Origin of the sequence: Streptomyces sp. NBC_00076 (assembly GCF_045041235.1) — a bacterium.
In the GTDB taxonomy this organism is placed as follows: Bacteria; Actinomycetota; Actinomycetes; order Streptomycetales; family Streptomycetaceae; genus Streptomyces.
In genome coordinates this window covers 6,312,791-6,338,945 of record NZ_CP108242.1, presented here as the reverse complement: position 1 = coordinate 6,338,945, position 26,155 = coordinate 6,312,791, and the positions used below count along the sequence as shown (strand labels likewise).

Below are 26,155 nucleotides of genomic sequence, written 5' to 3'. Positions count from 1 at the left end.
TACCGCACATGGAAGACCACCGCTTCGTGACCACACTCCGGGCGTTCATCGGACCGTCGACCGTACATCGGGCGTTCGTCCGACCGTCGACAGAGCAGCGGGCGTTCATCCGACCGCCGGCAGCATCGCGGGCGTTCATCAGAGTCCTTTCGTTTCCTCCCCCGGCTGAAGCCGGGGGAGGAAACGAAAACCCTGCGGTGCAGGGCAAGGGGCGGGGTTTCGCCGCCAGGGCGAAAGACCGTGCTCTGACCCGCAGATTTGATCGTTACCTGTCACGTCGCTAGTTTGTGAGCGTGGCCACGACGCATGTGAAGCGGGCGTTTAAGTACCGCTTCCACCCCACGGACGAGCAGGCAGCCGAGCTGTCGCGCACGTTCGGGTGCGTGCGCAAGGTCTACAACATGGCGCTCGCGGCCCGTACCGAGGCGTGGGCGCGTCAGGAACGGGTGAACTACAACGCGACGTCGGCGATGCTGACGGTGTGGAAGAAGACCGAGGAACTGGCGTTCCTCAACGAGGTGTCCTCGGTCCCACTCCAGCAGTGCTTGCGGCACTTGCAGACGGCGTTCACCAACTTCTTCGGCAAGCGGGCGAAGTACCCGCGTTTCAAGTCGAAGAAGAAGTCCCGCAGGTCCGCCGAGTACACCACCAGCGGTTTCCGTTTCCGCGACGGGAAGCTGATGCTGGCCAAGATGGAGCAGCCTCTGGACATCGTCTGGTCGCGTCCTCTCCCCGCGGGGGCGAAGCCGTCCACGGTGACCGTGTCCCAGGACGCGGCCGGGCGCTGGTTCGTCTCGATGCTGTGCGAGGACCCCGCCGTCCAGGCCCTCCCGGCCAACGGCAACGCGGTCGGCATTGATGTCGGTCTGGACCACCTCCTCACCCTGTCGACCGGGGAGAAGATCGCCAATCCCCGGCACGAGCGCCGTGACCGTGCACGGCTCGCCCTGGCCCAGCGCCGCCTGGCGAAGAAGACCAAGGGCAGCAACAACCAGGCCAAGGCCCGGCGGAAGGCCGCCAAGGTCCACGCCCGTATTGCCGACCGCAGGCGTGACGGGCTGCACAAACTGACCACTCGTCTCGTGCGTGAGAACCAAACGCTCGTGATCGAGGATCTGACCGTGCGCAACATGGTCAAAAACCGGAGTCTGGCTCGCGCCGTCAGTGACGCGGCATGGTCGCAGTTCCGAAGCATGCTGGAGTACAAGGCCGCCTGGTACGGGCGGGAAGTGATCGTGGTCGACCGCTTCTTCCCCTCTTCCAAGCTGTGCTCCACCTGCGGCACCTTGCAGGACAGGATGCCGTTGCACGTACGCACCTGGACCTGCGGCTGCGGAACGACCCACGACCGGGACGTGAACGCAGCGAAGAACCTGCTGGCCGTCGGACTGACGGTGACAGCCTGTGGAGCTGGTGTAAGACCTCAACGGAGAACTCCGGGCGGGCAGTCGGCGACGAAGCAGGAATCCCCACGGCGCGAGCCGTAGGGATTCCCCTCGTTACGAGGGGGAGGAGGTCAACCGACTGTGATCCCCACCACCAGCACCAGCGTCAGGACGAGCGCCCACCCCGCGGTGGACAACCAGCCGAGGACCAGCCCGGTCATGGCGAGCCCGTCACCGCCCTCCCCACTGCGCTGGATCTCCGAGCGGGCCGCGTGGCCGAGAATGACCGCCGGAAGTCCGGTGAGCCCGAAGGTCGGCACACACAGCAGTCCGCACACAGCGGCTCCCACGGCCTTCCCGTTGGTCCGCGGCCGTGGTGCGGGCAGAAACGTCCGCGGGACGACCGGAGCGGGCCCCGGCTGCGGTACGGGCCCCATGGGCAGGTCGGCGACCAGCAGCGCCAGTTCTCCCACCGTGCGGGCCGCGTAGGCCCGCGCCACCCGCTGGTCGAACTCCCCTTTCTCCAGCCGCCCCTCGCCGTACCCCGCCCTGAGCACGTCCACGGCCCGCTCCCGGTCGGCGTGCGCGGCGAGCATGTGTGGGGTGGCTGGGCCCGGCGAGGGCCTTGGCCCGGTCTGCCAGGGCTGTGAGGGCTGTGAGGGCTGCCACGACGGATACGACGGATGCGACACGGGGAGCACCTCCCGGACGGCGAGATGTCTCCATCATGCGCCCACACCCGTGCGCGCGGACGGCGAGCGTCGGCCACGCGGCCGATTGTCGCCCGTTTCCCGCCAGTCCCCTTCAAGTACGTTGACTGGTTGCGGCACCGACGTCATGAACGGCATCGACGTCATCGGCACAGGTGAACACGGGGGCGGCGGCATGCTCGGGGCACGTACACGCGCGTGGGACGACGACGGTTTCGACGACGGTGTGCCCTTCCTCGCCCGCCTGGAGAAGGAGGACCGCGCCGCCCTGCTCGCCATCGGACGGCCCCTGCGCTATCCGGCGCGCGGCGTGATCATGCACCAGGACGAGCCCTCCGCCCATGTGCTGCTCCTCCTGCACGGCTGGACGAAGGTCACGGCCATCGCCACCAACGGCTACGAGGCCCTTCTCGCGCTGCGCGGCCCGGGCGACATCATCGGGGAGGGCGCCGCGCTCAGCGGCCGTCACCGCTCGGCGACCGTGACGGCGCTGGAGCCCGTCGACGCGGTGGTCATCGACGAGACCCGCTTCACCGCGTTCCTCGCCGGCAGTCCCAGGGTCGCCCTCCGGTTGCTGAGCCTGACCACGGACCGACAGCGCTCCACCGATCGCCGCCGGCTGGAGTGGGCGGCGCTCACGGTGCGCGAGCGGCTGGCCGTCCTGCTGCTCGAGCTGGTGCGCACCCACGGCCACCGCACCGACGAGGGCGTCGAACTCACCCTCCGGCTCAGCCAGCAGGAGTTCGCCGGCTCCGTCGGCTCCTCCCGGGAGGCGGTGGCCCGGCTCCTGAAGGAACTGCGCGACAGGCAGGTGGTGGTCACCCGACGCCGCGGCATCGTCGTCCTGCGCCCGGACATCCTGCGCCGCATCATCGGGGAGCGGCCCGCGTAGCCACGCCCGCCCCAACTGCCCGCACAGACACGGCTCTTGTTCTGTGCACACGGTCACAGACCGTCCGTGTCATCGGTCCTTCGACGCGCGGGCCGGTCCCGCCATCGTGCTGCACATGACCGATCCCGTGTACCGCACCCTCCTCCTCTTCGACATAGAGCAGTACGGCTCCCGCGACGACGTGGAACAGGCGTTCCTGCGCAGGCTCCTGTACGAGATCGTCGACGCCACCCTCCTCGCGGCCGATGTCGACGAGACCGCTCGGCTGCGCGCGGACCGCGGTGACTCCGTGATGGAGCTCATCGACGCCAAGGTCTCCGTGCCGGCCCTGCTGAAAACCCTCCTGGCGGAGACCCCCGCCCTCCTCCACAACAAGAACCGCCTGATCGCGGCCAGCGCCCGGATGCGCCTGCGCATCCTGCTCTCCTCCGGTTACGTGGCCGTAGACGAACTCGACGGCTGGGTCGGCTCGGACCTCAACCACGCCGTACGCCTCCTCAACGCCGCCCCCCTGCGTGACGCCCTGAAGCGGCGTGAGGGCGACAGCGTCATGTGCGTGTCCGACGGGATCTACCAGGGCGTGGTCCGCCACGGCCCGCTGGGCGTACGCCGGGACGACTTCCATCGCATCACGGTGGAGACCAAGGAGGGGCCGACGGTGGCGTGGCTGCACGGGGAGCCCGGTACCTCGGGCTCCCCCGCCGCGGACACCGCGGAGAAACCCCGCCCGTCACGCCCCGGTCCCGCCCCCGTCGACCTGAGCGGTGCCTCCTTCGGCGGCAGCTACGTGGCCGGCGACCAGCACGGCGTGTCCGGACAGGGGACCGTCCTCGGTGACGTCCACCTCGGAGGCCGCTCCACCGGGCGAGGTGAGCGGGAGTGAGCACGGGCGGGCCGGGTCCCCAGCCGGCCGCCGCGGGCTCGGCACCGCCACCGCAGGGCGGTGACAAGGAGGCGCGAGCGCACGGCGACGCACCCCAGCAGTCCGGGGCCGAGAACCCGACGCCCGAGGACAAGCAGGAGGAGGTCGACCAACCGCAGGACGCGTGGTCCGCCCGCCGGGACCTGGTGGACCACAGCCCGAAGGCGATGGGCGTCGGTGCGAACGCCCGGTTCGGCGGCAGTCTGGTGGCCGGGGACCAGCACGGGGTCAGCGGCGGCCTGGTCGCCGGAGACGTGATCATGGGCAGCAAGACGGAGGTCTACCAGTTCGGTTTCGGCATCTCCGCGGCGGGCCACGGCTCGGGCGAGGTCCCGCAGTCCACGCTCGACCGTCTCGCCCCGTACTTCGTCACCGACGAGAGCGCCTTCGAAGGGCTGGTGGCACGGCTTCGCGAGGAGCGGGTCCTCGTACTCTCCGGCCCGCACTTCACCGGCCGACGCACAGCCGCGCTGATGCTGCTCCACCGTGTCCGGGCGTCCCCGGTCCGCATCCTCGTCCGCGACACCACTCCGGCGGAGCTCGTCAAGCAACTCGGCGACGACCAGCTCCCGGCCAAGGGATACGTGCTGTGCGACCTGACCACCCGTCGGGACACACCCCTGCGGGAACCGCATCTCCTCGCCGCGCGCGCCCAACTGGCCAAGGACAACGCCTTCCTGGTCATCACGGTCGGCCCCAACGCCGCTCTTGAGGACATCGCTCCCGTCCCCTGGCAGCCACCGGTCGCGAGTGACGTACTGGTGGCACATCTGCGCGAACTGACCGACGAGGCCACGGCACAGCGGCTGCTGGCGCTCCCGTCCGTGTCCGAATTCCTCGGCCGGGACCACCAGTTGCGTGAGGTGGAGGCCTTCGCGAAGGTCCTCGAACGGTACGCGGACGGGGAGGTCGACGAGACGAAGGTCGGGAACTTCTCGCTGATCAGCCTGGAGAACCAGGTCCAGGAGTGGTTCGAGGAGGACGAGGAGCTGGTCCCCCTGCGGGACAAGGCGTTCCTCGTCGCCCTGGCGGCCTTCGACGGAGGCCCGTACGCCCTGACGGCGGAGCTGAGCGACCTGCTGTACGCCTTCCTCCAGGACACCGAGAACTCGTCGCTGAGTCCCCGGGTGCCCGTGTTCGGGACGCACATCGGCAAGCGACTGCAACTCGCCCGCGCCAGGGCGTACCACGCGGAGGAGAACACCGAGTGGGGTCCGGTCCTCCAGTCCAAGGCGGAGTTCCGCGACGAGCGGGTCTCCCTCGTGCTGCTGCGCGAGGTGTGGACCGGCCACCCCTCGGCCCGGCCCGCGCTGGTCCACTGGCTTCGCCGACTCGCCGACGACGGGCGTCCGTTGGTCCGTACCCGTGCGGCCTCGACCGTCGCCGTCCTCGCCTACGCGGACCTGCCCTCCACGATGGCCCTGGTGATCGAGCCCTGGGCCGCGTCCCGTCTGTTCCGCCACCGGCTGGTCGCCGTCAACGCACTGACGCTCGCGCATCTGCTCGACGCGCCGAACATCCCCCGCATCCTCGACACCTGGTGCGGGAGCGAGGAGGAGGGGATGCGCTGGGTGGCCATCCGCGCCTACGGCCTGATCGGCGCGGAGCGACCGCGGCAGACACTCGCCGCACTGCGCGGAGCCATCCGATACGAGTACGGGCCGGCCGACACCGACGGCGAGGACGGCGACGACCTCGACCCCGTCATGATCAAACAACTCGCCCAGTCGGTGGAGATGCTCCTGCTCTCGCCGGTCCGTGACGAGGTCCTCACCGAGCTGCTGGCCCGGCGCGACGACGACCGGCCCGCCCACGACCTCGCGGTGCGCGGCTTCCTCAGCGCGTGCGCCCGGACCAAGGACGACGAGCCGTACGGGCCTCCGCTGCTTCTCGAGTGGTACACCGCCTCCGCGGGCCGCGCCGGGCAGGCGGCCGTCGGGATCGCACGGCTGTGGCGGGCGGCACTCGACGACCGTCGGCACACCCGGGACGCGCTCGACGCACTGAGCAGGTGGGCCCGCATCGCCGACCGGGATCCCACCACCGAGTGGGCGCTCGCGTCCCTCCTCCCGGCGCTGGCCACCAGCTCCGCGGAACACCAGCGCCTCAGCCATCTGCTGCGCACGCTGCGCGGCGAGGACGGCGCACTCCCGCCAGAGGTGGCGGCCCGGCTGCTGACCGTCCTTCCGGAACCTGCCGAGGTTTCCGGTCCCCTCATACCCACCGCACGGACCAGTCGAGGAGACACACGTCATGGCTGATCTCCACCGGCCGCCGGACTGGCAGCAACCCGCCGACCGGCACACACCGCTGATCGATCCCGTCATCACCGTGCGCCAGCTCTCACGCTTCGGATTCGCCCGCAAGTCCCTGACCCGAATCGACCACGCCCTGGTCTTCTCGACGAGCAAGGGCGAGTACGACGCCTACCTGCCCCCCGTACGACCGAGCCGCGGTGAGGCAGCCGCGAAGCGCTACACGGCGGTCTACGAGGTGGACATGGGCGTCCACCCCCATCGAGCAGTCATCCCCCTGCCGAGCGACAACGACGCGTTCGAGTTCACCGCCACGATCGAGTTGTCCTGGCAGGTCGTGGACCCCGCCGCCTTCGTCAGGAGCGGCCACCGGGACGTACCGACCCTGCTTCTCGGCGAAGTGCAGCAGGCCGCGCGGCTCCTCACCCGCCGGTTCACCATCGACGACAGCGCCGGCGCCGAAGCCGAGCTGCTGCGGACCCTGACCGGCCCTCACCGGGCTCCGCTCGGCGCGGCCGCGGGCCTGAAGGTGATCTGGACCCTGCGTCTGCGCCGCGACCAGCAGGAGATCGACCACGAACGGCGCCTGCAGTCCATCGACCACGCTTCCGCGGAGGAGATACGCGCCGAGCAGCTCGGCATGCGGTACGACGCCGAGCTCGACCGCCGGGTGCGACAACAGGACGAGCTCCAGCTGGGGCGGGCCATGGAGTACGAGCGACGGGGCCACGAACTCGCCGTCCAGCGCACGCGTCACGAGACCGAACTCCAGCAGCTCACGGCGGAGAAGATCGCGTTCTACCAGAGGTATCTGGAAGAGGGCGGTGTGGTGGCGTGGGCCATGCACCTCGCGGCGCATCCGGAGGACTCACGTCTCGTCATCAGCAGCATGCGCGAGGACCAACTTCGCCTGATCCAGACCAAGGTGGAGCTGGCACGGGAACTGCTGAGTGAGGGCAACGCCGAGGACTACGAGCTGGAAGGGCCCAAGCGGATGGCCCTGAACGCCGTGTTCGAGATCTTCAACCAGCAGGCGCTGGGCGCCCCGACCGACCGTCCCACCCCTCCCCCACCCCTCACCATGCCCTCGCCGTCGGACGTACCGCTCACCAAGAACAGCGACGAGGGGCCCTCCACGAGCAAGCCCTCGCGTCCCGATGAGCCTCCGGCCGCCGCCCCCGCGCCGAAGTCGTCCTCCTCTGAGCCGGTCGGCACCTTCCCCGGCTGGCAGCCGCCCCCGGGCTACGGCAGCTCCCCCACCGCCCCCGAACCACCGCCCGACGCCGACACCAACACCGACGCCGACGCCGACGCCGACGACCAGAAGAGCCCCGCCCCGTGAGCGGCACCGACCCGCGCACCTCCACGCCCCCGTCGCCACCCGGTGCGCGGGCCGCGGAGCGGCTGCTCACGGACCTGCGCACCGAGATCGCCCGTGCGGACGCCAAGGCGGCGGTGCTCGTGTCGGCCCTCGGTGTGGCGGCCGGCGTCCTCGGCGGCTCGCTCGCCGGGCGCGACTGGACACCGGCCCGTCTGTCCGCCCTCGGTGGCGCGGCATGGTGGTCCGGAGTCGTCGCCCTGGCCGTCGCGCTGCTGGCGCTGCTCCTGGCCGTCGTACCGCGTCACGGCACCAGCAGATGGGCGCCCGGCGCACCGCTGTCGTACTTCGGAGACATTCAACGGGCCGCTCGCTGCGGCCACTTGGCGCACGCCCTGGCCGAGACCGAGCGGGTCCCGGCGGCGGGCGCGATCACAGCGCTGACCGAGACCAGCCGGATCGCCGTTCGCAAACACCAGTGGATACGCGCCGGGCTGATCGCCCTCGGCGTCGCCGTGGTCCTGCTGCCCGCGTCCCTGCTCATCGGCTGACGTCCCCACACCTGGAGACCGACCATGTCCCGACCGACCGACCCCGCGCAGCACCCGGAGGAACCCTCGCCTGCCGGGGAGTCCCGGCCCTCACCCGCCGACGACCTCGACTACCGTCACCGGACCGGTCGGCTGCACTTCTCCGCCCACGCACGCGGCCTGGACGGGACGGCTCTCGGCCAGCTGGTGCTGCGGCTGCCCGGCACCGTCATGAGCCTCCTGGTCGTGCTGTTGGCCTCCAGCGGACTGGACGCCTGGCTCGGCATACCGCTCTGGGCGCCGCCACTGCTCTGGCTCGTCTCCGGCGCCCTGGTCTTCCACCGCCCCACCGAGGACTTCCTGGCCCGCCATCTGCTGCGGCTGCACCGCCCCATGCCCGCCGAGTACGCGCGGCTCGCTCCGGTCTGGCGTGAGGTGACCGCCCGCGCGGGCATCGACAGCCGGACGTACGACCTGTGGATCGAGGACAGCGAGGACCTGAACGCCTATGCCGCCGCCGGTCACATCGTCGGCGTCACCCGGTTCGCCCTGGACCATCTGCCGACGTCGCAGCTGGCCGCCGTACTCGCGCACGAACTGGGCCACCACACCGGAGGTCACGTCTGGTCCTCGCTGCTGGGAGAGTGGTACGCGCTCCCGGGCCGGCTGGCATGGCGGCTGATCCGGTCCCTGCTGGCCCTGGCCATGGCCTGGTCCCGGCGCTCCTCCTGGTCGGCCACCGCCCTGTTGCTGGTGGTGGTCGGCTTCGTGACTCTCACGACGTTGCAGCGGCTCTACGGTCTGCCCCTCCTCCTGCTGGCCACGCCGTATCTCATCGCCGCTGTGGGGCGCAGGGCGGAACTCCGTGCGGACCAGCACGCCGCCGCGCTCGGTTTCGCCCGTGAACTCGCCGTCGTCCTGGAGACGATGCACCGGGCCGAGCGGGCTACGGGGCGCGCGGCCAAGGCCGCGGCCGGCCGCGACGATGCCGAGCCGCGCTTCCTGGACCGCCTGCTGTCCACGCACCCCGACTACCCGACCCGGTTGCACCGGCTCAAACCGCACCTCTAGCTCTACCTGTAGCCGCACCTCCAGCCGCCCCCGGAGCCATACCCTCTGGGCGACGGAACGCCGAAGGGCGGCCACCCCGAGAGGTGACCGCCCTTCGACTCAAGCTGCTGACTTCAAGCCGCTCGCCTACTGGTTGTACGGACCGTAGTCGTAGTCCTCCAGCGGAACGGCCTGCCCGGAGCCCGTGCCGAACGGCGAGTAGTCGATGTCGTCGTAGCCGACGGCCGAGTACATCGCGGCCTTGGCCTCCTCGGTCGGCTCGACCCGGATGTTGCGGTAGCGGGACAGACCCGTACCGGCCGGGATGAGCTTACCGATGATGACGTTCTCCTTGAGGCCGATCAGGGAGTCGGACTTGGCGTTGATCGCCGCGTCCGTCAGAACCCTGGTCGTCTCCTGGAAGGACGCCGCCGACAGCCAGGACTCCGTGGCCAGCGAGGCCTTGGTGATACCCATGAGCTGCGGACGACCGGAGGCCGGGTGACCGCCCTCCTGGACCACACGACGGTTCTCCTGCTCGAACTTCGAGCGCTCGACCAGCTCGCCGGGCAGCAGCTCGGCGTCGCCGGACTCGATGATCGTCACGCGGCGCAGCATCTGCCGGATGATGATCTCGATGTGCTTGTCGTGGATCGACACACCCTGCGAGTTGTAGACCTTCTGGACCTCGCCGACCAGGTGGACCTGGACGGCACGCTGGCCCAGGATGCGCAGCACGTCGTGCGGGTTGGTGGCACCCACGGTGAGCTTCTGGCCCACCTCAACGTGCTCGCCCTCGCTGACCAGGAGTCGGGCGCGCTTCGAGATCGGGAACGCCGTCTCGTCGCTGCCGTCGTCCGGCGTGATGACGATCTTCTTGGTCTTCTCGGTCTCCTCGATCCGGACGCGGCCGTTGGCCTCGGAGATCGGGGCGACACCCTTCGGGGTACGGGCCTCGAAGAGCTCGACGACACGCGGCAGACCCTGGGTGATGTCGTCACCGGCCACACCACCGGTGTGGAAGGTACGCATCGTCAGCTGGGTACCGGGCTCACCGATGGACTGGGCGGCGATGATGCCGACCGCCTCACCGATGTCGACCAGCTTGCCGGTGGCCAGCGAACGGCCGTAGCACATGGCGCAGGTGCCGACGTGCGACTCGCAGGTCAGGATCGAACGGGTCTTGACCTCCTCGACGCCGTGGTGCACCAGCTGGTCGATCAGGACATCGCCGAGGTCGACGTTGGCCGGCGCGATCACCTTGCCGTCGATGACGACGTCCTCGGCGAGCATGCGGGCGTAGACGCTGGTCTCGACGTCGTCCGTCTTGCGCAGCACGCCGTCGGCGCCGCGCGTGGCGATCTTCAGCTTCAGACCGCGCTCGGTGCCGCAGTCCTCCTCGCGGATGATGACGTCCTGCGAGACGTCCACCAGACGACGGGTCAGGTAACCCGAGTCGGCGGTACGCAGGGCGGTGTCCGCCAGACCCTTACGGGCACCGTGGGTGGAGATGAAGTACTCCAGCACGGAAAGGCCCTCACGGAACGAGGCCTTGATGGGACGCGGGATGGTCTCGTTCTTCGCGTTCGACACCAGACCACGCATACCGGCGATCTGACGCATCTGCATCATGTTTCCTCGGGCGCCCGAGTCAACCATCATGAAGATGGGGTTCGTCTTCGGGAAGTTCGCGTTCATCGCCTCGGCGACCTCGTTGGTCGCCTTGGTCCAGATCGCGATGAGCTCCTGCGTGCGCTCGTCCTTGGTGATCAGACCACGCTCGTACTGCTTCTGGACCTTCTCGTCCTGCGCCTCGTAGCCCTTGACGATCTCCTTCTTCGCCTCGGGAACGACGATGTCGGAGATGGCCACGGTGACGCCGGAGCGGGTCGCCCAGTAGAAGCCCGCCGCCTTCAGGTTGTCGAGCGTCGCCGCCACGATGACCTTGGGGTAGCGCTCGGCGAGGTCGTTGACGATCTCGGAGAGCTGCTTCTTGCCGACCTCGTAGTCGACGAACGGGTAGTCCTCGGGCAGCAGCTCGTTGAAGAGCGCGCGGCCCAGGGTCGTCCGCAGGCGGAAGGTGTCACCCTGCTGCCACTCCGGCTCGCCCTCTTCACGGGCCGGCGGGGTCCAGCCGCGCGGCGGGATGGTGCCCACCGGGAAGCGGATGTCCACGCGCGACTGCAGCGAGAGCTCGCCGGCGTCGAACGCCATGATCGCCTCGGCCGAGGAGCCGAAGGACCGGTCCTCGCCCTTGACGTCCCGCAGGGCGCCGTCGGTGGTGAGGAAGAACAGACCGAGGACCATGTCCTGGGTCGGCATCGTCACCGGACGGCCGTCGGCGGGCTTGAGGATGTTGTTCGAGGACAGCATCAGGATGCGGGCCTCGGCCTGCGCCTCCGCGGAGAGCGGCAGGTGGACGGCCATCTGGTCACCGTCGAAGTCCGCGTTGAACGCGGTGCAGACGAGCGGGTGGATCTGGATGGCCTTGCCCTCGACCAGCTGCGGCTCGAAGGCCTGGATGCCGAGGCGGTGCAGGGTGGGCGCACGGTTCAGCAGAACCGGGTGCTCCGCGATGACCTCTTCGAGGACGTCGTACACGACCGTGCGGCCGCGCTCGACCATCCGCTTGGCGCTCTTGATGTTCTGCGCGTGGTTCAGGTCGACCAGGCGCTTCATCACGAACGGCTTGAAGAGCTCCAGCGCCATCGCCTTCGGCAGACCGCACTGGTGCAGCTTCAGCTGCGGACCGACGACGATCACGGAACGCGCCGAGTAGTCGACTCGCTTGCCGAGCAGGTTCTGACGGAAACGGCCCTGCTTGCCCTTCAGCATGTCGCTGAGGGACTTCAGCGGGCGGTTACCGGGACCGGTGACCGGGCGACCACGACGGCCGTTGTCGAACAGCGCGTCGACGGCCTCCTGGAGCATGCGCTTCTCGTTGTTCACGATGATCTCGGGCGCACCGAGGTCGAGAAGCCGCTTCAGACGGTTGTTCCGGTTGATCACACGGCGGTACAGGTCGTTCAGGTCGGAGGTCGCGAAGCGGCCACCGTCCAGCTGCACCATCGGGCGAAGGTCCGGCGGGATGACCGGCACGCAGTCGAGGACCATGCCCTTGGGGCTGTTGGAGGTCTGCAGGAAGGCAGACACGACCTTCAGCCGCTTCAGCGCACGGGTCTTCTTCTGGCCCTTGCCGGTACGGATGATCTCGCGGAGGCGCTCGGCCTCCTCGTCCAGGTCGAAGGACTCCAGGCGCTTCTGCAGCGCCGCGGCACCCATCGAACCGTCGAAGTACGTGCCGAAGCGGTCACGCAGTTCGCGGTAGAGGAGCTCGTCGCCCTCCAGGTCCTGGACCTTCAGGTTCTTGAACCGGGTCCACACCTCGTCGAGACGGTCGATCTCGCGCTGCGCACGGTCACGCAGCTGCTTCATCTCCCGCTCGGCACCTTCGCGCACCTTGCGGCGTACGTCGGCCTTGGCGCCCTCGGCCTCGAGCTCGGCCAGGTCGGTCTCGAGCTTCTTGGCGCGGGCCTCCAGGTCGGAGTCCCGGCGGTTCTCGACCTGCTGCCGCTCGACGGAGACGTGCGCCTCCAGCGAGGGCAGGTCACGCGTGCGGCGCTCCTCGTCGACGAACGTGATCATGTACGCCGCGAAGTAGATGACCTTCTCGAGGTCCTTGGGCGCCAGGTCGAGCAGGTAACCCAGACGCGACGGAACACCCTTGAAGTACCAGATGTGCGTGACGGGAGCGGCCAACTCGATGTGGCCCATCCGCTCACGGCGCACCTTGGCGCGAGTCACCTCGACGCCGCAGCGCTCACAGATGATGCCCTTGAAGCGGACACGCTTGTACTTGCCGCAGTAGCACTCCCAGTCCCGGGTCGGACCGAAGATCTTCTCGCAGAAGAGTCCGTCCTTTTCGGGCTTGAGGGTGCGGTAGTTGATGGTCTCAGGCTTCTTGACCTCGCCGTGGCTCCACTGACGGATGTCGTCAGCGGTGGCCAGACCGATCCGGAGCTCATCGAAGAAGTTGACGTCGAGCACTATGCGTCAATCCCTCTCAGGGTTGTAAGTCTTAGGGGTCTGAAACGGGGGTCCTGGGGCCGGCGGCCTTCTGTCGAAGGCCGCCGGACTCCCGTCAGACCTCTTCGACGCTGCTCGGCTCACGCCGGGACAGGTCGATGCCAAGCTCCTCCGCGGCGCGGAAGACGTCCTCGTCGGTGTCGCGCATCTCGATGGACATGCCGTCCGAGGACAGCACCTCCACGTTGAGGCACAGGGACTGCATCTCCTTGATGAGCACCTTGAAGGACTCGGGGATGCCGGGCTCGGGAATGTTCTCGCCCTTGACGATGGCCTCGTAGACCTTCACGCGGCCGGTGACGTCGTCGGACTTGATGGTCAGCAGTTCCTGGAGGGCGTACGCGGCGCCGTATGCCTCCAGCGCCCACACCTCCATCTCACCGAAGCGCTGGCCACCGAACTGGGCCTTACCACCCAGCGGCTGCTGGGTGATCATGGAGTACGGACCGGTCGAACGGGCGTGCAGCTTGTCGTCGACCAGGTGGTGCAGCTTGAGGATGTACATGTAGCCGACCGAGATCGGCTTCGGGAACGGCTCGCCGGAGCGGCCGTCGAACAGCCTCGCCTTGCCGGACGGGAGCACCATGCGCTCGCCGTCGCGGTTCGGGATGGTGTGCTGCAGCAGACCGGCCAGCTCGTCCTCACGCGCACCGTCGAAGACGGGGGTCGCGACGTTCGTGCCCGCGTCGACCTGGTCGGCGCCGATGACCTGGAGGCGCTGCGCCCACTCGTCCGCGAGGCCGGAGACGTCCCAGCCGCGGCTGGCGAGCCAGCCGAGGTGGATCTCCAGGACCTGTCCCGGGTTCATTCGGGACGGGACACCGAGCGGGTTGAGGATGATGTCGACCGGAGTCCCGTCCTCGAGGAACGGCATGTCCTCGATGGGCAGGATCTTCGAGATGACGCCCTTGTTGCCGTGACGGCCGGCGAGCTTGTCACCGTCGGTGATCTTGCGCTTCTGCGCCACGTACACGCGCACCAGCTGGTTCACACCGGGGGGAAGCTCGTCGCCCTCTTCGCGGTCGAAGACGCGGACGCCGATGACCTTGCCGATCTCGCCGTGCGGCACCTTCAGCGAGGTGTCACGGACCTCACGGGCCTTCTCACCGAAGATCGCACGGAGCAGGCGCTCCTCCGGGGTCAGCTCGGTCTCACCCTTGGGCGTGACCTTGCCGACCAGGATGTCACCGGCGACGACCTCGGCACCGATACGGATGATGCCGCGCTCGTCGAGGTCGGCGAGGACCTCCTCGGAGACGTTCGGGATGTCCCGGGTGATCTCCTCGGGGCCGAGCTTGGTGTCACGGGCGTCGACCTCGTGCTCCTCGATGTGGATCGAGGAGAGGACGTCGTCCTGCACGAGGCGCTGCGACAGGATGATCGCGTCCTCGTAGTTGTGACCCTCCCACGGCATGAACGCCACGAGCAGGTTCTTGCCCAGCGCCATCTCGCCGTTCTCGGTGGCCGGGCCGTCGGCGAGGACCTGACCGGTGATGATCCGGTCACCCTCGTTGACGATGACCTTCTGGTTGACCGAGGTGCCCTGGTTGGAGCGGGAGAACTTGGCCAGGCGGTACGTGATGTACGTGCCGTCGTCGTTGGCCGTGGTGATGTAGTCCGCGGAGACCTCCTGGACCACACCGTCCTTCTCGGCCTTGACCACGTCGCCGGCGTCGACGGCGGAGCGGTACTCCATGCCAGTACCGACGAGCGGTGCCTCGGACTTGATGAGCGGCACGGCCTGACGCATCATGTTCGCGCCCATGAGGGCACGGTTGGCGTCGTCGTGCTCGAGGAACGGGATCATGGCGGTCGCGACCGACACCATCTGGCGCGGCGAGACGTCCATGTAGTCCACGTCGTCACCGGGGACGTAGTCGACCTCGCCGCCACGACGGCGGACCAGGACGCGGTTCTCGGTGAAGCGCAGGTTGTCGTCGAGCGTGGCGTTGGCCTGCGCGATGACGAACCGGTCCTCTTCGTCGGCCGTGAGGTAGTCGACCTCGTCGGTGACGACACCGTCGGTGACCCGGCGGTACGGCGTCTCGACGAAGCCGAACGCGTTCACCCGGCCGTACGAGGCGAGCGAACCGATCAGGCCGATGTTCGGGCCTTCGGGCGTCTCGATCGGGCACATGCGTCCGTAGTGGGACGGGTGCACGTCACGGACCTCGAAGCCGGCCCGCTCACGGGAGAGACCACCCGGGCCAAGAGCCGACAGACGGCGCTTGTGGGTGAGACCCGACAGCGGGTTGTTCTGGTCCATGAACTGCGACAGCTGGCTGGTGCCGAAGAACTCCTTGATGGAGGCGACGACCGGCCGGATGTTGATCAGGGTCTGCGGCGTGATCGCCTCGACGTCCTGGGTCGTCATGCGCTCACGGACGACTCGCTCCATACGCGCCAGACCCGTACGGACCTGGTTCTGGATGAGCTCGCCGACGCTGCGCAGACGACGGTTGCCGAAGTGGTCGATGTCGTCGGTCTCGACGACGATCGTCGTGCCGTTGTCAGCTGCCGTCTCGGTCTCACCGGCGTGCAGCTTCACCAGGTACTTGATCGTCGAGATGACGTCCTCGACGGTCAGGACACCCGCGTCCAGCGGAGCGTCCGCACCCAGCTTCTTGTTGACCTTGTAGCGGCCGACCTTGGCGAGGTCGTAGCGCTTGGGGTTGAAGTAGAGGTTCTCAAGAAGCGTCTGCGCGGCCTCACGCGTGGGGGGCTCGCCCGGACGCAGCTTGCGGTAGATGTCTAGCAGTGCGTCGTCCTGGCCCTGGGTGTGGTCCTTCTCCAGGGTGGCGCGCATCGACTCGTACTCGCCGAACTCCTCGAGGATCTGCTCGGTCGTCCAACCGAGAGCCTTGAGCAGGACGGTGACGGACTGCTTGCGCTTGCGGTCGATGCGGACACCGACCATGTCGCGCTTGTCGATCTCAAGCTCCAGCCAGGCACCCCGGGACGGGATGACCTTGGCGGAGAAGATGTCCTTGTCGGACGTCTTGTCGATGGAGGAGTCGAAGTAGACGCCGGGCGAGCGGACCAGCTGCGACACCACGACACGCTCGGTGCCGTTGATGACGAAGGTGCCCTTGCCGGTCATGAGCGGGAAGTCGCCCATGAAGACGGTCTGGGACTTGATCTCGCCGGTCTCGTTGTTGGTGAACTCGGCCGTCACGAAGAGCGGGGCCGCGTACGTGAAGTCACGGTCCTTGCACTCGTCGATGCTGTTCTTCGGGGGCTCGAAACGGTGGTCGCGGAACGTCAGCGACATCGACCCGGAGAAGTCCTCGATCGGGGAGATCTCCTCGAAGATCTCCTCCAGACCGGACTTGGTGGGGACGTCCTGACCGGACTCGAGAGCCGCCTCGACGCGAGCCTTCCACGCGTCGTTGCCGAGCAGCCAGTCAAAGCTCTCGGTTTGCAGCGCGAGAAGGTTCGGAACCTCGAGGGGCTCCTTGATCTTTGCAAAGGAGATGCGCAGCGGGGCAGTGCTGGCGGCGTTGTTCGTATTCGCGGTCGAGGCAGTGCGCGAGGCGGCCAAGAGGGGGTCCTTCCGAGGGCTCGGACTCACTACGCGCGTACCGGTCCCTCTCAAGGACACAGAGACAGCCGTTTCCTTCTCCAGCTCAAAGAGCCAGGTCGGATTGGGTCTGATCGTCGGTGCTCAAGCGAGGGCATGCCCCTGGTGACGGGCAGGGGACAGCTAACAGGCAGCGCAAAGGGTCAGTGTAGCCACTTGGCACACTGATGTCCAGTGCGGGTTTTTGAGACCCTCGTTGTTCTCAACACCTTCGGCAAGCTCACGTCCTCAACGCACGTTGATACTGCCCTCTTCGTCGCCGATCCATGCCTCGGATTCGGATCCTTGTGACGACGCGTCCTGAGAATTGCGCGCTGCGTGCGGTTCGTCAAGGCCCCCTTGGCCGAACCGGGTGCTGCGCTCGTCACGTACAGCCCGCACCGGGGACGCCAGGAGGCACGATGAAGATCACCATACTCCGCACGAACCTCGGTGCAAGGTTGCCGCCGCCCGGCTCCCCGGAACGCCGAAGAGCGACCACCCGGATGGATGATCGCTCTTCGACGCGTCAGCGTTACAGCCCTCTCAAAGAGACCGTGTCAGCCGACAGGAGAGTCCTGCGGACTCCGTGGGGTCACTTGACCTCGACGGAGGCGCCGGCGCCCTTGAGGGACTCGGCGGCCTTCTCAGCGGCCTCCTTGGCGACCTTCTCGAGAACGGGCTTCGGGGCGCCGTCCACGAGGTCCTTGGCCTCCTTGAGACCCAGGGAGGTCAGCTCACGCACGACCTTGATGACCTGGATCTTCTTCTCGCCGGCGCCGGTGAGGATGACGTCGAACTCGTCCTGCTCCTCAACGGCCTCGACCGGAGCGCCCGGGGCGCCCGGAGCGGCAACGGCGACGGCCGCGGCGGCGGTGACGTCGAACTTCTCCTCGAAGGCCTTCACGAACTCGGAGAGCTCGATGAGGGTGAGGGTCTCGAACTGCGCGAGCAGCTCTTCCTGGGACAGCTTCGTCGCCATGATGGGCGATCCTTCCAGTCAATTCGGCAGGTGCCGGATGTACATGTCGGCGGGCGTACGTTCGGCCCGCTGTCGACCTCCGCGTCAGGCGGCGGTCACTGTGCGAGCCGAATTACTCGGCACCGCCCTGCTCGTCCTGCTTGGCGCGAAGAGCGTCCACGGTGCGGACGAGCTTCGAGGGAAGCGCCTGGAAGAGCTGCGCAGCCTGAGACTGCTTGCCCTTGAAGGCACCCGCCAGCTTGGAGAGCAGAACCTCGCGGGACTCGAGGTCCGCAAGCTTCTTGATCTCGTCGGCGGACAGCACCTTGCCGTCAAGGACACCGCCCTTGATGACGAGGTTCGGGTTGTCCTTGGCGAAGTCACGAAGACCCTTCGCCGACTCCACCGGGTCACCGGTGACGAAGGCAACTGCCGTCGGACCGTTGAACAGGTCGTCGAGCGTCGAGATCCCGGCCTCGTTGGCCGCAATCTTGGTCAGCGTGTTCTTCACCACGGCGTACTGGGCGTTCTCACCGAGCGAGCGGCGCAGGTTCTTGAGCTGCGCGACGGTGAGACCCCGGTACTCGGTCAGCACAGCGGCGTTCGAGCTACGGAACTGCTCCGCGAGCTCGGCTACCGCGGCAGCCTTGTCGGGCCTTGCCATGAGCGTCGGCCTCCTTCCGGGTGATGACGACCGCTCGGAAGGGGCTGGGAGAAACGAAACGCCCCGGCGCAGGCGCACGGGGCGTAACTCGACCGGTTTTCGCAGCGCGAGCAGCGGACTCCGGGAGTACTTCCACAGTCACCTACGCGGGTCGTCCGCGGTTTGCAGCGGATCCTTCGGCCACCGGGCCCTCTCACGAGCGCACGGCAACGACCAGCGGTCTTTGGCTTCTGTAGGAGAGTACGCGACCGCATCACCGTCAGGCAAATCCGGTCGAACGGCCGCTCGACTTCCGGCGCCGGATCAGCTGCTCTGCATTTCCTTCATCATCTCGGCGAGGTCCATCGTGTCCTTGGCGGGCGGGGCCGTCACGCTCACCGGCTTGTTGTATTCGAGGAAGGTGATGGTCATGTCGAGCTTGCCCTTGTCGGCGTCGCCCCGCAGGCGGAACTGCTTGGTGTGGTCGTCGCCGTCCACCCACATGTCCATCGTCAGTTCGTCGACGCCCAGCATGTCGTACTGCTTGATGCTCTTCTCGCGCCGCTCGCGGGTGGCCTTGTCCTTGCCCTTGTCCTTGTCCTTCAGGGCGGCCTTGAGATCCTCGAGGGTGACGACGCCGGAATAGCGCGTGGTCTCGGTGCCCTCGACGGTCTCGGTGCCGACCTTCTTCACGTCCTTGGCGCCGGTGAGGAAGGTGGACTGGGTCGCCGGGTTCTGGTCGGCCTGGCCCGCGCCCGGCGCGCCCTCGCCGAGGCCCTTGTCGCCCAGCCCGGACATGTCGAACTTGAGCCAGCTCTTGCCGTCCATCTCCTTGGCCGCCGCGGCTCCCCCGCCGATGTACATGGCCTTGTCGACGAGCCGGATCTCCGCGCTGCCGTCCGCGCCCTGGTCGAGCGCCGTCATCTTCATGCTCATGGCCACGGTGGGCTTGGTGCGCATCGAGGCCTCGGCCTTGATGCGGCCCGCCTCCGGCACCCGGCCGGTCATGCGGTACCGGAAGGACGTGATGCCCTCCGTGTTCTTCGCCGCCTTGGCGACGGCCGCGGCCGGCGTCATGCTCGGCGACGTCTCCGTCCCGCATCCCGCCGCACCGGTGGCGAGGAGCAGGGCGGCGAGGCCGGCAACGCCGGTTTTACGGCGTACGGACGAACGTATGAAAGACACCACTGATTCCCCCCAAGGAACACGGACTATTCACAGCAAGGCCGTGAGCGTATCCCAGGAGACGCAGCGGGACCCCTGATTTCCCGGGGCCTCAGAAGGCCGAACCGCCTTGCTGCTGCAGCAGGTTGCTGAAGTCCTCGGTGTCGTCGGGCGGGGGCCTGCGCGTGGAGACCTTCACGCCGTAGTCGCTGTAGTAGGCGGTCTGGGTCAGCTCACCGGTCGCGGTCCTGCCCTTGTCGATCTTCTTGACCAGCAGGTCCCGGTCGTCGACCCAGATGTCCACGGTCTCCGTGATGACGCCCGCCTGTTGGAGTTGCTTGCGCAGCCGCGCGTCGGCCACCTCACCCACGACCACCGTGCCGGAGTAGTGCGTGGTGGCCCGTCCGTCGACCTTCTCCTCGCCGACCTCGCGCACGTCCTCGGAGTCGAGCAGCAGCCGCACCGACTGGTTCGGCGTGGTGTTGCGCATCTGGTCGCCGAAGGTCGCGCCGCCGCCGAGGTCCGCGAGGTCGTCGTAGGCGTACCTGATCCAGTGCTTGCCGCCGGCCTTCTCGGCGAACGTGTCGCCCATGTGCGCGTAGTAGGCGTCGGACAGATAGCGCGCCTCCATCGACGTGCTGCCGAGCGCGCGCATCGTCTCGGCCGTCGTGCCGCCGGTGTACGTGATGGTCAGCGTGCCGGTGAGGCCCTGGCCCCAGCCGAGGGCGCCGTCGGCTGTGAGGGACAGCTGGGTGCCGATGACGGTCGTGGACCGTACCCGGGCCGACTCGGCGCGGTCGGTGGACCGCTCGGCAAGGAGCAGGGCCGCGTGGGACGCGGAGCTTGTCCGGCGCGCTCCCTCGGGCTTGTCGGAGGAGCCGGAGGAGGTGCAGGCGGCCAGCCCCGCCAGCGCGGCCGCGGCCGCGAGAGCGACACGGCGCCCGTTCCTGCACTTCATACGTCCCCCTGTGCCGTTGCCCTGTTCGCACGCTAACCCAGGTCACAGCCCCCGCACATGGGAACGGGCCCCGCACCTTGTAGGTGCGAGGCCCGTCGATGACTGGGCGAGCCATAAGGCTCGGACCGATCAGACAGCCGCGGGGTCCTCTTCGACGAGGAGGTTGCGGGTGCGGTTCGGGTCGACCGGAATGCCGGGGCCGATCGTGGTGCTGATCGCGGCCTTCTTGATGTAGCGACCCTTGGCGGCGGACGGCTTCAGACGGAGGATCTCCTCCAGGGCCGCGCCGTAGTTCTCCACCAGCTTGGTGTCGTCGAAGGACGACTTGCCGATGATGAAGTGCAGGTTCGAGTGCTTGTCGACGCGGAACTCGATCTTGCCACCCTTGATCTCGGTCACGGCCTTGACCACGTCCGGGGTCACGGTGCCGGTCTTCGGGTTCGGCATCAGACCACGCGGGCCGAGGACCCGGCCGAGGCGGCCGACCTTGCCCATGAGGTCCGGGGTGGCGACGACGGCGTCGAAGTCCAGACGACCCTTCGCCACCTCGTCGATGAGCTCGTCGGAGCCGACGATGTCGGCGCCCGCGGCGGTCGCGGCCTCGGCACGGTCACCGGTCGCGAAGACCAGGACCCGGGCGGTCTTACCGGTGCCGTGCGGGAGGTTCACGGTGCCACGGACCATCTGGTCGGCCTTGCGCGGGTCGACACCCAGACGGAAGGCGACCTCGACGGTGCCGTCGAACTTGGTCGTGGTGGTCTCCTTGGCGAGACGGACGGCCTCGAGCGGGGCGTACAGCTTCTCCCGGTCGATCTTGGCGTCCGCAGCGCGGAGAGCCTTGCTGCGCTTGCTCACAACTGCTCCTGTGTGTTCTGAAAGGAGTCGTGGTACGGGCCGAGCAGGCCCTGCCACGTGCGGCCGAGGCCGCATGGGGTTCTACGAAGGTGCTACGGGGCTGGGGTTCAGCCCTCGACCGTGATGCCCATGGAACGCGCGGTGCCGGCGATGATCTTCGACGCGGCGTCCAGGTCGTTGGCGTTGAGGTCGGGCATCTTGGTGGTGGCGATCTCGCGGACCTGCGCCTCGGTGATCTTGGCGACCTTGGTCTTGTGCGGCTCGCCGGAGCCCTTCTCCACGCCCGCGGCCTTGAGGATCATCTTGGCGGCCGGCGGGGTCTTGGTGATGAAGGTGAAGGAGCGGTCCTCGTAGACCGTGATCTCCACCGGGATCACCCAGCCACGCTGCGACTCGGTCGCGGCGTTGTAGGCCTTGCAGAACTCCATGATGTTGACGCCGTGCTGACCCAGCGCGGGGCCGACCGGCGGAGCCGGGTTGGCGGCACCGGCCTGGATCTGGAGCTTGATGAGCCCCGTGACCTTCTTCTTCTTGGGAGGCATTGCTCTCCGGGTCCTTTCGAATCGGATGTGCCTGCGCCCGGGTCGCGTCCCGGATGTAGGCATACCGCACAACGATAACGGGTATGACTGTGCGGCCAAAAACCGAGCAGGTCAGACAAGCTTTTGGCAGCCCGTCTGACCTGGTCGGAAGCGGTAGGCCCAGAAGCCCCGAGGAGCTAGTTCTTCTGGATCTGGTCGAAGGACAGCTCGACCGGCGTCTCGCGGCCGAAGATCTCCACGAGACCCTTGACCTTCTTCGAGTCGGCGTTGATCTCGTTGATGGTCGCCTGCAGCGTGGCGAACGGGCCGTCGGTGACGGTGACCGAGTCGCCGACCTCGAAGTCCAGGACCTGGACCTCGACCTTGCGGGCCGGAGCCGGCTTGCCCTCGGCCTCGGCGGCCTCACGGGCGGCCTTCTCCTCGGCCTCCGGGGCGAGCATCTTGACGATCTCGTCCAGGGTCAGCGGGTACGGGTCGTAGGCGTTGCCCACGAAGCCGGTGACACCGGGGGTGTTGCGGACGACGCCCCAGGACTCGTTCGTCAGGTCCATGCGCACCAGCACGTAGCCGGGGAGCTTGTTCTGACGAATGGTCTTGCGGTCGCCGTTCTTGATCTGGACGACCTCTTCCTGCGGCACCTCGGCCTGGAAGATGTAGTCCTCGACGTTCAGGGAGACCGCGCGCTGCTCCAGGTTGGTCTTCACGCGGTTCTCGTAGCCGGCGTAGGTGTGGATGACGTACCACTCGCCGGGGAGGGTGCGCAGTTCCTCGCGCAGGGCGACCACGGGGTCGACGGGCTCGGCCGGCTCTTCTTCCTCGGCCTCTTCCGCTTCCCCGGCCTCGTCCGCGAGCTCACCGTCGGTGTCCTCGGCGGCAGCGTCCTCGGCGGCTTCGTCGCCCTCGTCCTCGGCGTGGAGCGCGGCTTCCTCCGCGGGCTCGCCCGCGTCGGCGTCGGCAGCCTCGACCTCGTCCAGGTCCTCGTCCGCACCCTCGACGATCTCGAGCTCGTCTTCCACGGACTCGACGTCCTGCCCGTGTGGCTCGATGGCGTCGTTCAGGTTCTGGTCAGACACGGTGGCTGCTTCTTCCTGGATACATAGGGGTGGAACATGCGAAAACGGGCGCCGGTAACCGCGGCGCCCTTCGCTCTGTGCTCAGCCGAATACGTACTTGGCGGCGTGGTCGAGACCATAGTCAATCACGGTCACAAGGCCGATCATGACGAGCACGAAGACGATCACCACGGTCGCGTACGTCGTCAGCTGGCTGCGTGACGGCCAGACGACCTTGCGGAGCTCCGCGACGATCTGGCGGTAGAACAACGCGAGACGCTTCAGCGGACCCTTCTTGGCCCGCTTGCCGCCCTTACGAGTCTTCTTGGACTCCGGCGCCTCGTCCTGGGCATCAGGCATGTCGATGGAGCCCACGGCGTCCGTCACTCGTCCTCACCTGATTCCGGGTCGTGGCCGTGCCGCGCCCGGTCTGAGCCGCACGGCGGTGCATTGCTGTACGTACATGCGTGCACACATCCTGGCGAAGGTGTGTGTAGCAGGGCCGGAGGGACTTGAACCCCCAACCGCTGGTTTTGGAGACCAGTGCTCTACCAATTGAGCTACGACCCTTTGTGTGCCACCCAACGTACCGCATCCGACCGAGTGCTCGGTGTGCACCGGTTGAGCGCAGCCCGCTGAAGGCCAACGAGGTGAGAGTGTACGTGTTCCGGGCCCGGAGGTCGAACAGAAAGTGGGCGTAGGGGCGTTGTCCGCGGAAGATCGCCCAGCGTGAGCCCCGAATCCGGACGGTTGTTCAGCGGTTGTTCAGTCTGTGAAACCCGCGTGCCGGGGAAGTTTCCGGTCTGAAACGATGGGGCCCATGAGCGCTGCAACCCCTCCCACCGCGCGCCGGGTCTCCGCCCGAGTCGGCGCGATCTCCGAGTCCGCCACCCTCGCCGTGGACGCCAAGGCCAAGGCCCTCAAGGCCGCCGGGCGGCCGGTGATCGGCTTTGGCGCAGGTGAGCCCGACTTCCCGACCCCGGACTACGTCGTCGAGGCGGCCGTCGAGGCCTGCCAGAACCCGAAGTACCACCGCTACACCCCGGCCGGTGGTCTGCCCGAGCTGAAGGCCGCGATCGCCGCGAAGACGCTGCGCGACTCGAACTACGAGGTCGACCCGTCGCAGATCCTCGTCACCAACGGTGGCAAGCAGGCGATCTACGAGGCCTTCGCCGCGATCCTCGACCCGGGCGACGAGGTCATCGTCCCGGCGCCGTACTGGACGACGTACCCGGAGTCGATCCGGCTGGCCGGCGGTGTCCCGGTGGACGTCGTCGCGGACGAGACGACCGGCTACCGCGTGAGCGTGGAGCAGTTGGAGGCGGCTCGTACGGAGAAGACGAAGGTCGTCCTCTTCGTGTCGCCGTCCAACCCGACCGGCGCGGTCTACAGCGCCGAGGACGCCGAGGCGATCGGCCGCTGGGCCGTCGAGCACGGCCTGTGGGTGCTGACCGACGAGATCTACGAGCACCTCGTCTACGGCGACGCCAAGTTCACCTCGCTGCCCGCGATCCTGCCGGAGCTGCGCGACAAGTGCATCGTGGTCAACGGTGTCGCGAAGACCTACGCGATGACGGGCTGGCGGGTCGGCTGGATCATCGGCCCGAAGGACGTCGTGAAGGCGGCGACGAACCTGCAGTCGCACGCCACGTCGAACGTGTCGAACGTGGCCCAGGTCGCGGCGCTGGCCGCGGTGTCGGGCGGCCTGGACGCCGTCGCGGAGATGCGTGAGGCCTTCGACCGGCGGCGCCGGACCATCGTGCGGATGCTCAACGAGATCGACGGCGTGCTCTGCCCCGAGCCCGAGGGCGCCTTCTACGCGTACCCGTCGGTGAAGGGCCTGCTCGGCAAGGAGATCCGCGGCAAGCGACCGCAGGACACGGTCGAGCTGGCCGCGCTGATCCTCGAGGAGTCCGAGGTCGCGGTCGTCCCGGGCGAGGCCTTCGGTACGCCGGGCTATCTGCGGCTGTCCTACGCCCTGGGTGACGAGGACCTCGTCGAGGGCGTGAGCCGGATCCAGAAGCTGCTGGCGGAGGCGCGGGACTGAGTACCGTCCGCCGCAGGGCCCCGGCTACGCGTTGTCGTAGGCGGGGCCCTGTTTCGTTGTCGGGGCCGTTTGTGCCGACTGTTGGTGCGGGCTGTTTGTGGGGCCTGTTTGTGCGAGCAATGCCACTAAAGGGGAAAGTGCTACCGGGACGGTGGGGGCGTACGGCACGATCTTTGAATGGAGCGTGTACGTGATGTCTCTGAGCTGCCGAAAGCCCATCTGCACCTGCACTTCACCGGGTCGATGCGGCCCACCACCGTGCTGGAACTGGCCGACAAGCACGGTGTGCGGCTGCCCGACGCCCTGACCGAGGCACTGACCAGTGGGGAACCGCCGAGACTGCGGGCTACGGACGAACGGGGCTGGTTCCGTTTCCAACGGCTGTACGACGCGGCACGCTCGTGCGTGCAGGAGCCCGAGGACATCCAGCGACTGGTGCGGGAGGCGGCCGAGGAGGACCTGCGTGACGGCTCGGGCTGGCTTGAGATCCAGGTGGATCCGACGTCGTACGCCCCACGCCTGGGCGGTCTGATCCCGGCTCTGGAGATCATCCTGGACGCGGTGGACACGACGATGCGGGAGACCGGGCTCGGGATGCGTGTCCTGGTCGCCGCGAACCGTATGAAGCACCCGCTGGACGCGCGGACGCTGGCCCGGCTGGCGGTGCGGTACGCGGACCGGGGTGTCGTCGGCTTCGGTCTGTCGAACGACGAACGACGGGGCATGGCGCGGGACTTCGACCGGGCGTTCGGGATCGCGCGGGAAGGTGGCCTTCTGTCGGCCCCGCACGGTGGTGAGTTGACCGGGCCGGCGTCGGTGCGGGACTGCCTCGACGACCTTCACGCACACCGGATCGGCCACGGGGTGCGTGCGGCGGAGGATCCGCGGCTGCTGAAGCGGCTCGCCGACCGGGGCGTCACGTGCGAGGTGTGCCCGGCGTCGAATGTGGCCCTGGGCGTTTACGAGAAGCCTGAGGACGTGCCCCTGCGGAAGCTCTTCGAGGCGGGCGTTCCGATGGCCCTGGGCGCCGACGACCCGCTGCTGTTCGGCTCCCGCGTTGCGGCCCAGTACGAGATCGCGCGCGAGCACCACGGCTTCACCGACCAGGAACTGGCGGAACTGGCACGGCAGTCGGTTCGGGCTTCGGCGGCACCGGATGACGTGCGGGCCGGGTTGTTGGCGGGGGTCGATGCCTGGCTCAGCGGGCCGGTCGCCTGAGGCCGCGT

At 68.1% G+C, this 26,155-nt stretch carries 20 protein-coding genes and 1 tRNA gene; 9 read left to right on the top strand and 12 right to left on the bottom strand.

Annotation, left to right across the window (positions count from 1 at the left end):
• Positions 1–293: 293 nt before the first annotated feature.
• On the top strand, positions 294–1,487 hold the full coding sequence (locus OHA64_RS28945) for an RNA-guided endonuclease InsQ/TnpB family protein (protein WP_405617912.1): 1,194 nt from the start codon (positions 294–296) through the stop codon (positions 1,485–1,487).
• A gap of 29 nt (positions 1,488–1,516) precedes the next feature.
• Here OHA64_RS28945 and OHA64_RS28940 read toward each other — a convergent pair whose 3' ends face one another.
• Positions 1,517–1,981 (bottom strand): DUF1707 and DUF4190 domain-containing protein, encoded by a 465-nt coding sequence (locus OHA64_RS28940; RefSeq protein ID WP_405617910.1) that lies wholly within the window; start codon positions 1,979–1,981, stop codon positions 1,517–1,519.
• Positions 1,982–2,270: 289 nt separating this feature from the next.
• On the opposite strand from OHA64_RS28940, the gene OHA64_RS28935 reads away from it, so the two are divergent.
• From OHA64_RS28935 to OHA64_RS28910, 6 genes are all read left to right on the top strand, one after another.
• Positions 2,271–2,987: a Crp/Fnr family transcriptional regulator gene (locus OHA64_RS28935; RefSeq protein ID WP_405624153.1), complete on the top strand. Its 717-nt coding sequence runs from the start codon at positions 2,271–2,273 to the stop codon at positions 2,985–2,987.
• A gap of 115 nt (positions 2,988–3,102) precedes the next feature.
• Entirely contained in the window at positions 3,103–3,870 is a 768-nt protein-coding gene (locus tag OHA64_RS28930; protein ID WP_405617908.1) for a hypothetical protein, read from the top strand.
• Positions 3,867–6,170 carry a hypothetical protein gene (locus tag OHA64_RS28925; RefSeq protein ID WP_405617906.1) on the top strand — a complete coding sequence of 768 codons (2,304 nt, stop codon included), beginning with the start codon at positions 3,867–3,869 and terminating at the stop codon, positions 6,168–6,170. The genes OHA64_RS28930 and OHA64_RS28925 overlap by 4 nt, the downstream gene beginning before the upstream one ends.
• On the top strand, positions 6,163–7,506 hold the full coding sequence (locus tag OHA64_RS28920) for a hypothetical protein (RefSeq protein ID WP_405617904.1): 1,344 nt from the start codon (positions 6,163–6,165) through the stop codon (positions 7,504–7,506). The genes OHA64_RS28925 and OHA64_RS28920 overlap by 8 nt, the downstream gene beginning before the upstream one ends.
• On the top strand, positions 7,503–8,033 hold the full coding sequence (locus OHA64_RS28915) for a Pycsar system effector family protein (protein WP_405617901.1): 531 nt from the start codon (positions 7,503–7,505) through the stop codon (positions 8,031–8,033). The genes OHA64_RS28920 and OHA64_RS28915 overlap by 4 nt, the downstream gene beginning before the upstream one ends.
• 24 nt (positions 8,034–8,057) lie before the next feature.
• Positions 8,058–9,083, top strand: coding sequence for a M48 family metalloprotease (locus OHA64_RS28910; protein ID WP_405617899.1), 1,026 nt, complete (start codon positions 8,058–8,060; stop codon positions 9,081–9,083).
• Positions 9,084–9,209: 126 nt separating this feature from the next.
• On the opposite strand, the gene OHA64_RS28905 is transcribed toward OHA64_RS28910, so the two are convergent.
• The 11 genes from OHA64_RS28905 to OHA64_RS28855 all read right to left on the bottom strand — a co-directional run bounded on the left by OHA64_RS28905 (position 9,210) and on the right by OHA64_RS28855 (position 23,452).
• Positions 9,210–13,109, bottom strand: a complete 3,900-nt coding sequence (locus OHA64_RS28905) for a DNA-directed RNA polymerase subunit beta' (protein ID WP_405617897.1) — start codon at positions 13,107–13,109, stop codon at positions 9,210–9,212.
• A gap of 94 nt (positions 13,110–13,203) precedes the next feature.
• Positions 13,204–16,689, bottom strand: coding sequence for a DNA-directed RNA polymerase subunit beta (gene rpoB, locus OHA64_RS28900; RefSeq protein ID WP_405617895.1), 3,486 nt, complete (start codon positions 16,687–16,689; stop codon positions 13,204–13,206).
• 613 nt (positions 16,690–17,302) lie between these two features.
• The gene (rplL, locus tag OHA64_RS28895; protein ID WP_405617894.1) at positions 17,303–17,689 is read right to left on the bottom strand and encodes a 50S ribosomal protein L7/L12; all 387 of its coding nucleotides are present in this window, start codon (positions 17,687–17,689) and stop codon (positions 17,303–17,305) included.
• A gap of 112 nt (positions 17,690–17,801) precedes the next feature.
• Positions 17,802–18,332: a 50S ribosomal protein L10 gene (gene rplJ / locus OHA64_RS28890; RefSeq protein ID WP_405617892.1), complete on the bottom strand. Its 531-nt coding sequence runs from the start codon at positions 18,330–18,332 to the stop codon at positions 17,802–17,804.
• A gap of 303 nt (positions 18,333–18,635) precedes the next feature.
• On the bottom strand, positions 18,636–19,487 hold the full coding sequence (locus OHA64_RS28885; protein ID WP_405624152.1) for a DUF1396 domain-containing protein: 852 nt from the start codon (positions 19,485–19,487) through the stop codon (positions 18,636–18,638).
• Between the two features lie 100 nt (positions 19,488–19,587).
• Positions 19,588–20,433: a hypothetical protein gene (locus OHA64_RS28880; RefSeq protein WP_405617889.1), complete on the bottom strand. Its 846-nt coding sequence runs from the start codon at positions 20,431–20,433 to the stop codon at positions 19,588–19,590.
• A gap of 129 nt (positions 20,434–20,562) precedes the next feature.
• On the bottom strand, positions 20,563–21,288 hold the full coding sequence (gene rplA, locus OHA64_RS28875) for a 50S ribosomal protein L1 (RefSeq protein ID WP_405617887.1): 726 nt from the start codon (positions 21,286–21,288) through the stop codon (positions 20,563–20,565).
• A gap of 107 nt (positions 21,289–21,395) precedes the next feature.
• Positions 21,396–21,830, bottom strand: a complete 435-nt coding sequence (rplK, locus tag OHA64_RS28870; RefSeq protein ID WP_016645192.1) for a 50S ribosomal protein L11 — start codon at positions 21,828–21,830, stop codon at positions 21,396–21,398.
• Positions 21,831–22,006: 176 nt separating this feature from the next.
• The gene (gene nusG, locus OHA64_RS28865; protein ID WP_405617885.1) at positions 22,007–22,903 is read right to left on the bottom strand and encodes a transcription termination/antitermination protein NusG; all 897 of its coding nucleotides are present in this window, start codon (positions 22,901–22,903) and stop codon (positions 22,007–22,009) included.
• A gap of 81 nt (positions 22,904–22,984) precedes the next feature.
• Positions 22,985–23,269, bottom strand: a complete 285-nt coding sequence (gene secE, locus OHA64_RS28860) for a preprotein translocase subunit SecE (RefSeq protein ID WP_362451301.1) — start codon at positions 23,267–23,269, stop codon at positions 22,985–22,987.
• A 110-nt stretch (positions 23,270–23,379) separates the two neighbouring features.
• Positions 23,380–23,452 (bottom strand) — tRNA-Trp (locus tag OHA64_RS28855).
• A gap of 250 nt (positions 23,453–23,702) precedes the next feature.
• Between OHA64_RS28855 and OHA64_RS28850 the strand changes: the two genes are divergently transcribed.
• Positions 23,703–24,929 (top strand): pyridoxal phosphate-dependent aminotransferase, encoded by a 1,227-nt coding sequence (locus OHA64_RS28850; protein ID WP_405617883.1) that lies wholly within the window; start codon positions 23,703–23,705, stop codon positions 24,927–24,929.
• A 177-nt stretch (positions 24,930–25,106) separates the two neighbouring features.
• Entirely contained in the window at positions 25,107–26,147 is a 1,041-nt protein-coding gene (locus tag OHA64_RS28845; protein WP_405617881.1) for an adenosine deaminase, read from the top strand.
• Positions 26,148–26,155 lie beyond the last annotated feature (8 nt).

Excerpts from the sequence above, each read along its gene's own strand:
- OHA64_RS28940 (WP_405617910.1), bottom strand. The coding sequence starts at position 1,981 with ATGCTCGCCGCGCACGCCGACCGGGAGCGGGCCGTGGACGTGCTCAGG.
- OHA64_RS28910 (WP_405617899.1), top strand. The coding sequence starts at position 8,058 with ATGTCCCGACCGACCGACCCCGCGCAGCACCCGGAGGAACCCTCGCCT.
- OHA64_RS28850 (WP_405617883.1), top strand. The coding sequence starts at position 23,703 with ATGAGCGCTGCAACCCCTCCCACCGCGCGCCGGGTCTCCGCCCGAGTC.
- OHA64_RS28930 (WP_405617908.1), top strand. The coding sequence starts at position 3,103 with ATGACCGATCCCGTGTACCGCACCCTCCTCCTCTTCGACATAGAGCAG.
- rplJ (WP_405617892.1), bottom strand. The coding sequence starts at position 18,332 with ATGGCAAGGCCCGACAAGGCTGCCGCGGTAGCCGAGCTCGCGGAGCAG.
- OHA64_RS28845 (WP_405617881.1), top strand. The coding sequence starts at position 25,107 with ATGGAGCGTGTACGTGATGTCTCTGAGCTGCCGAAAGCCCATCTGCAC.
- OHA64_RS28880 (WP_405617889.1), bottom strand. The coding sequence starts at position 20,433 with ATGAAGTGCAGGAACGGGCGCCGTGTCGCTCTCGCGGCCGCGGCCGCG.
- rplL (WP_405617894.1), bottom strand. The coding sequence starts at position 17,689 with ATGGCGACGAAGCTGTCCCAGGAAGAGCTGCTCGCGCAGTTCGAGACC.
- rplK (WP_016645192.1), bottom strand. The coding sequence starts at position 21,830 with ATGCCTCCCAAGAAGAAGAAGGTCACGGGGCTCATCAAGCTCCAGATC.
- OHA64_RS28935 (WP_405624153.1), top strand. The coding sequence starts at position 2,271 with ATGCTCGGGGCACGTACACGCGCGTGGGACGACGACGGTTTCGACGAC.
- OHA64_RS28920 (WP_405617904.1), top strand. The coding sequence starts at position 6,163 with ATGGCTGATCTCCACCGGCCGCCGGACTGGCAGCAACCCGCCGACCGG.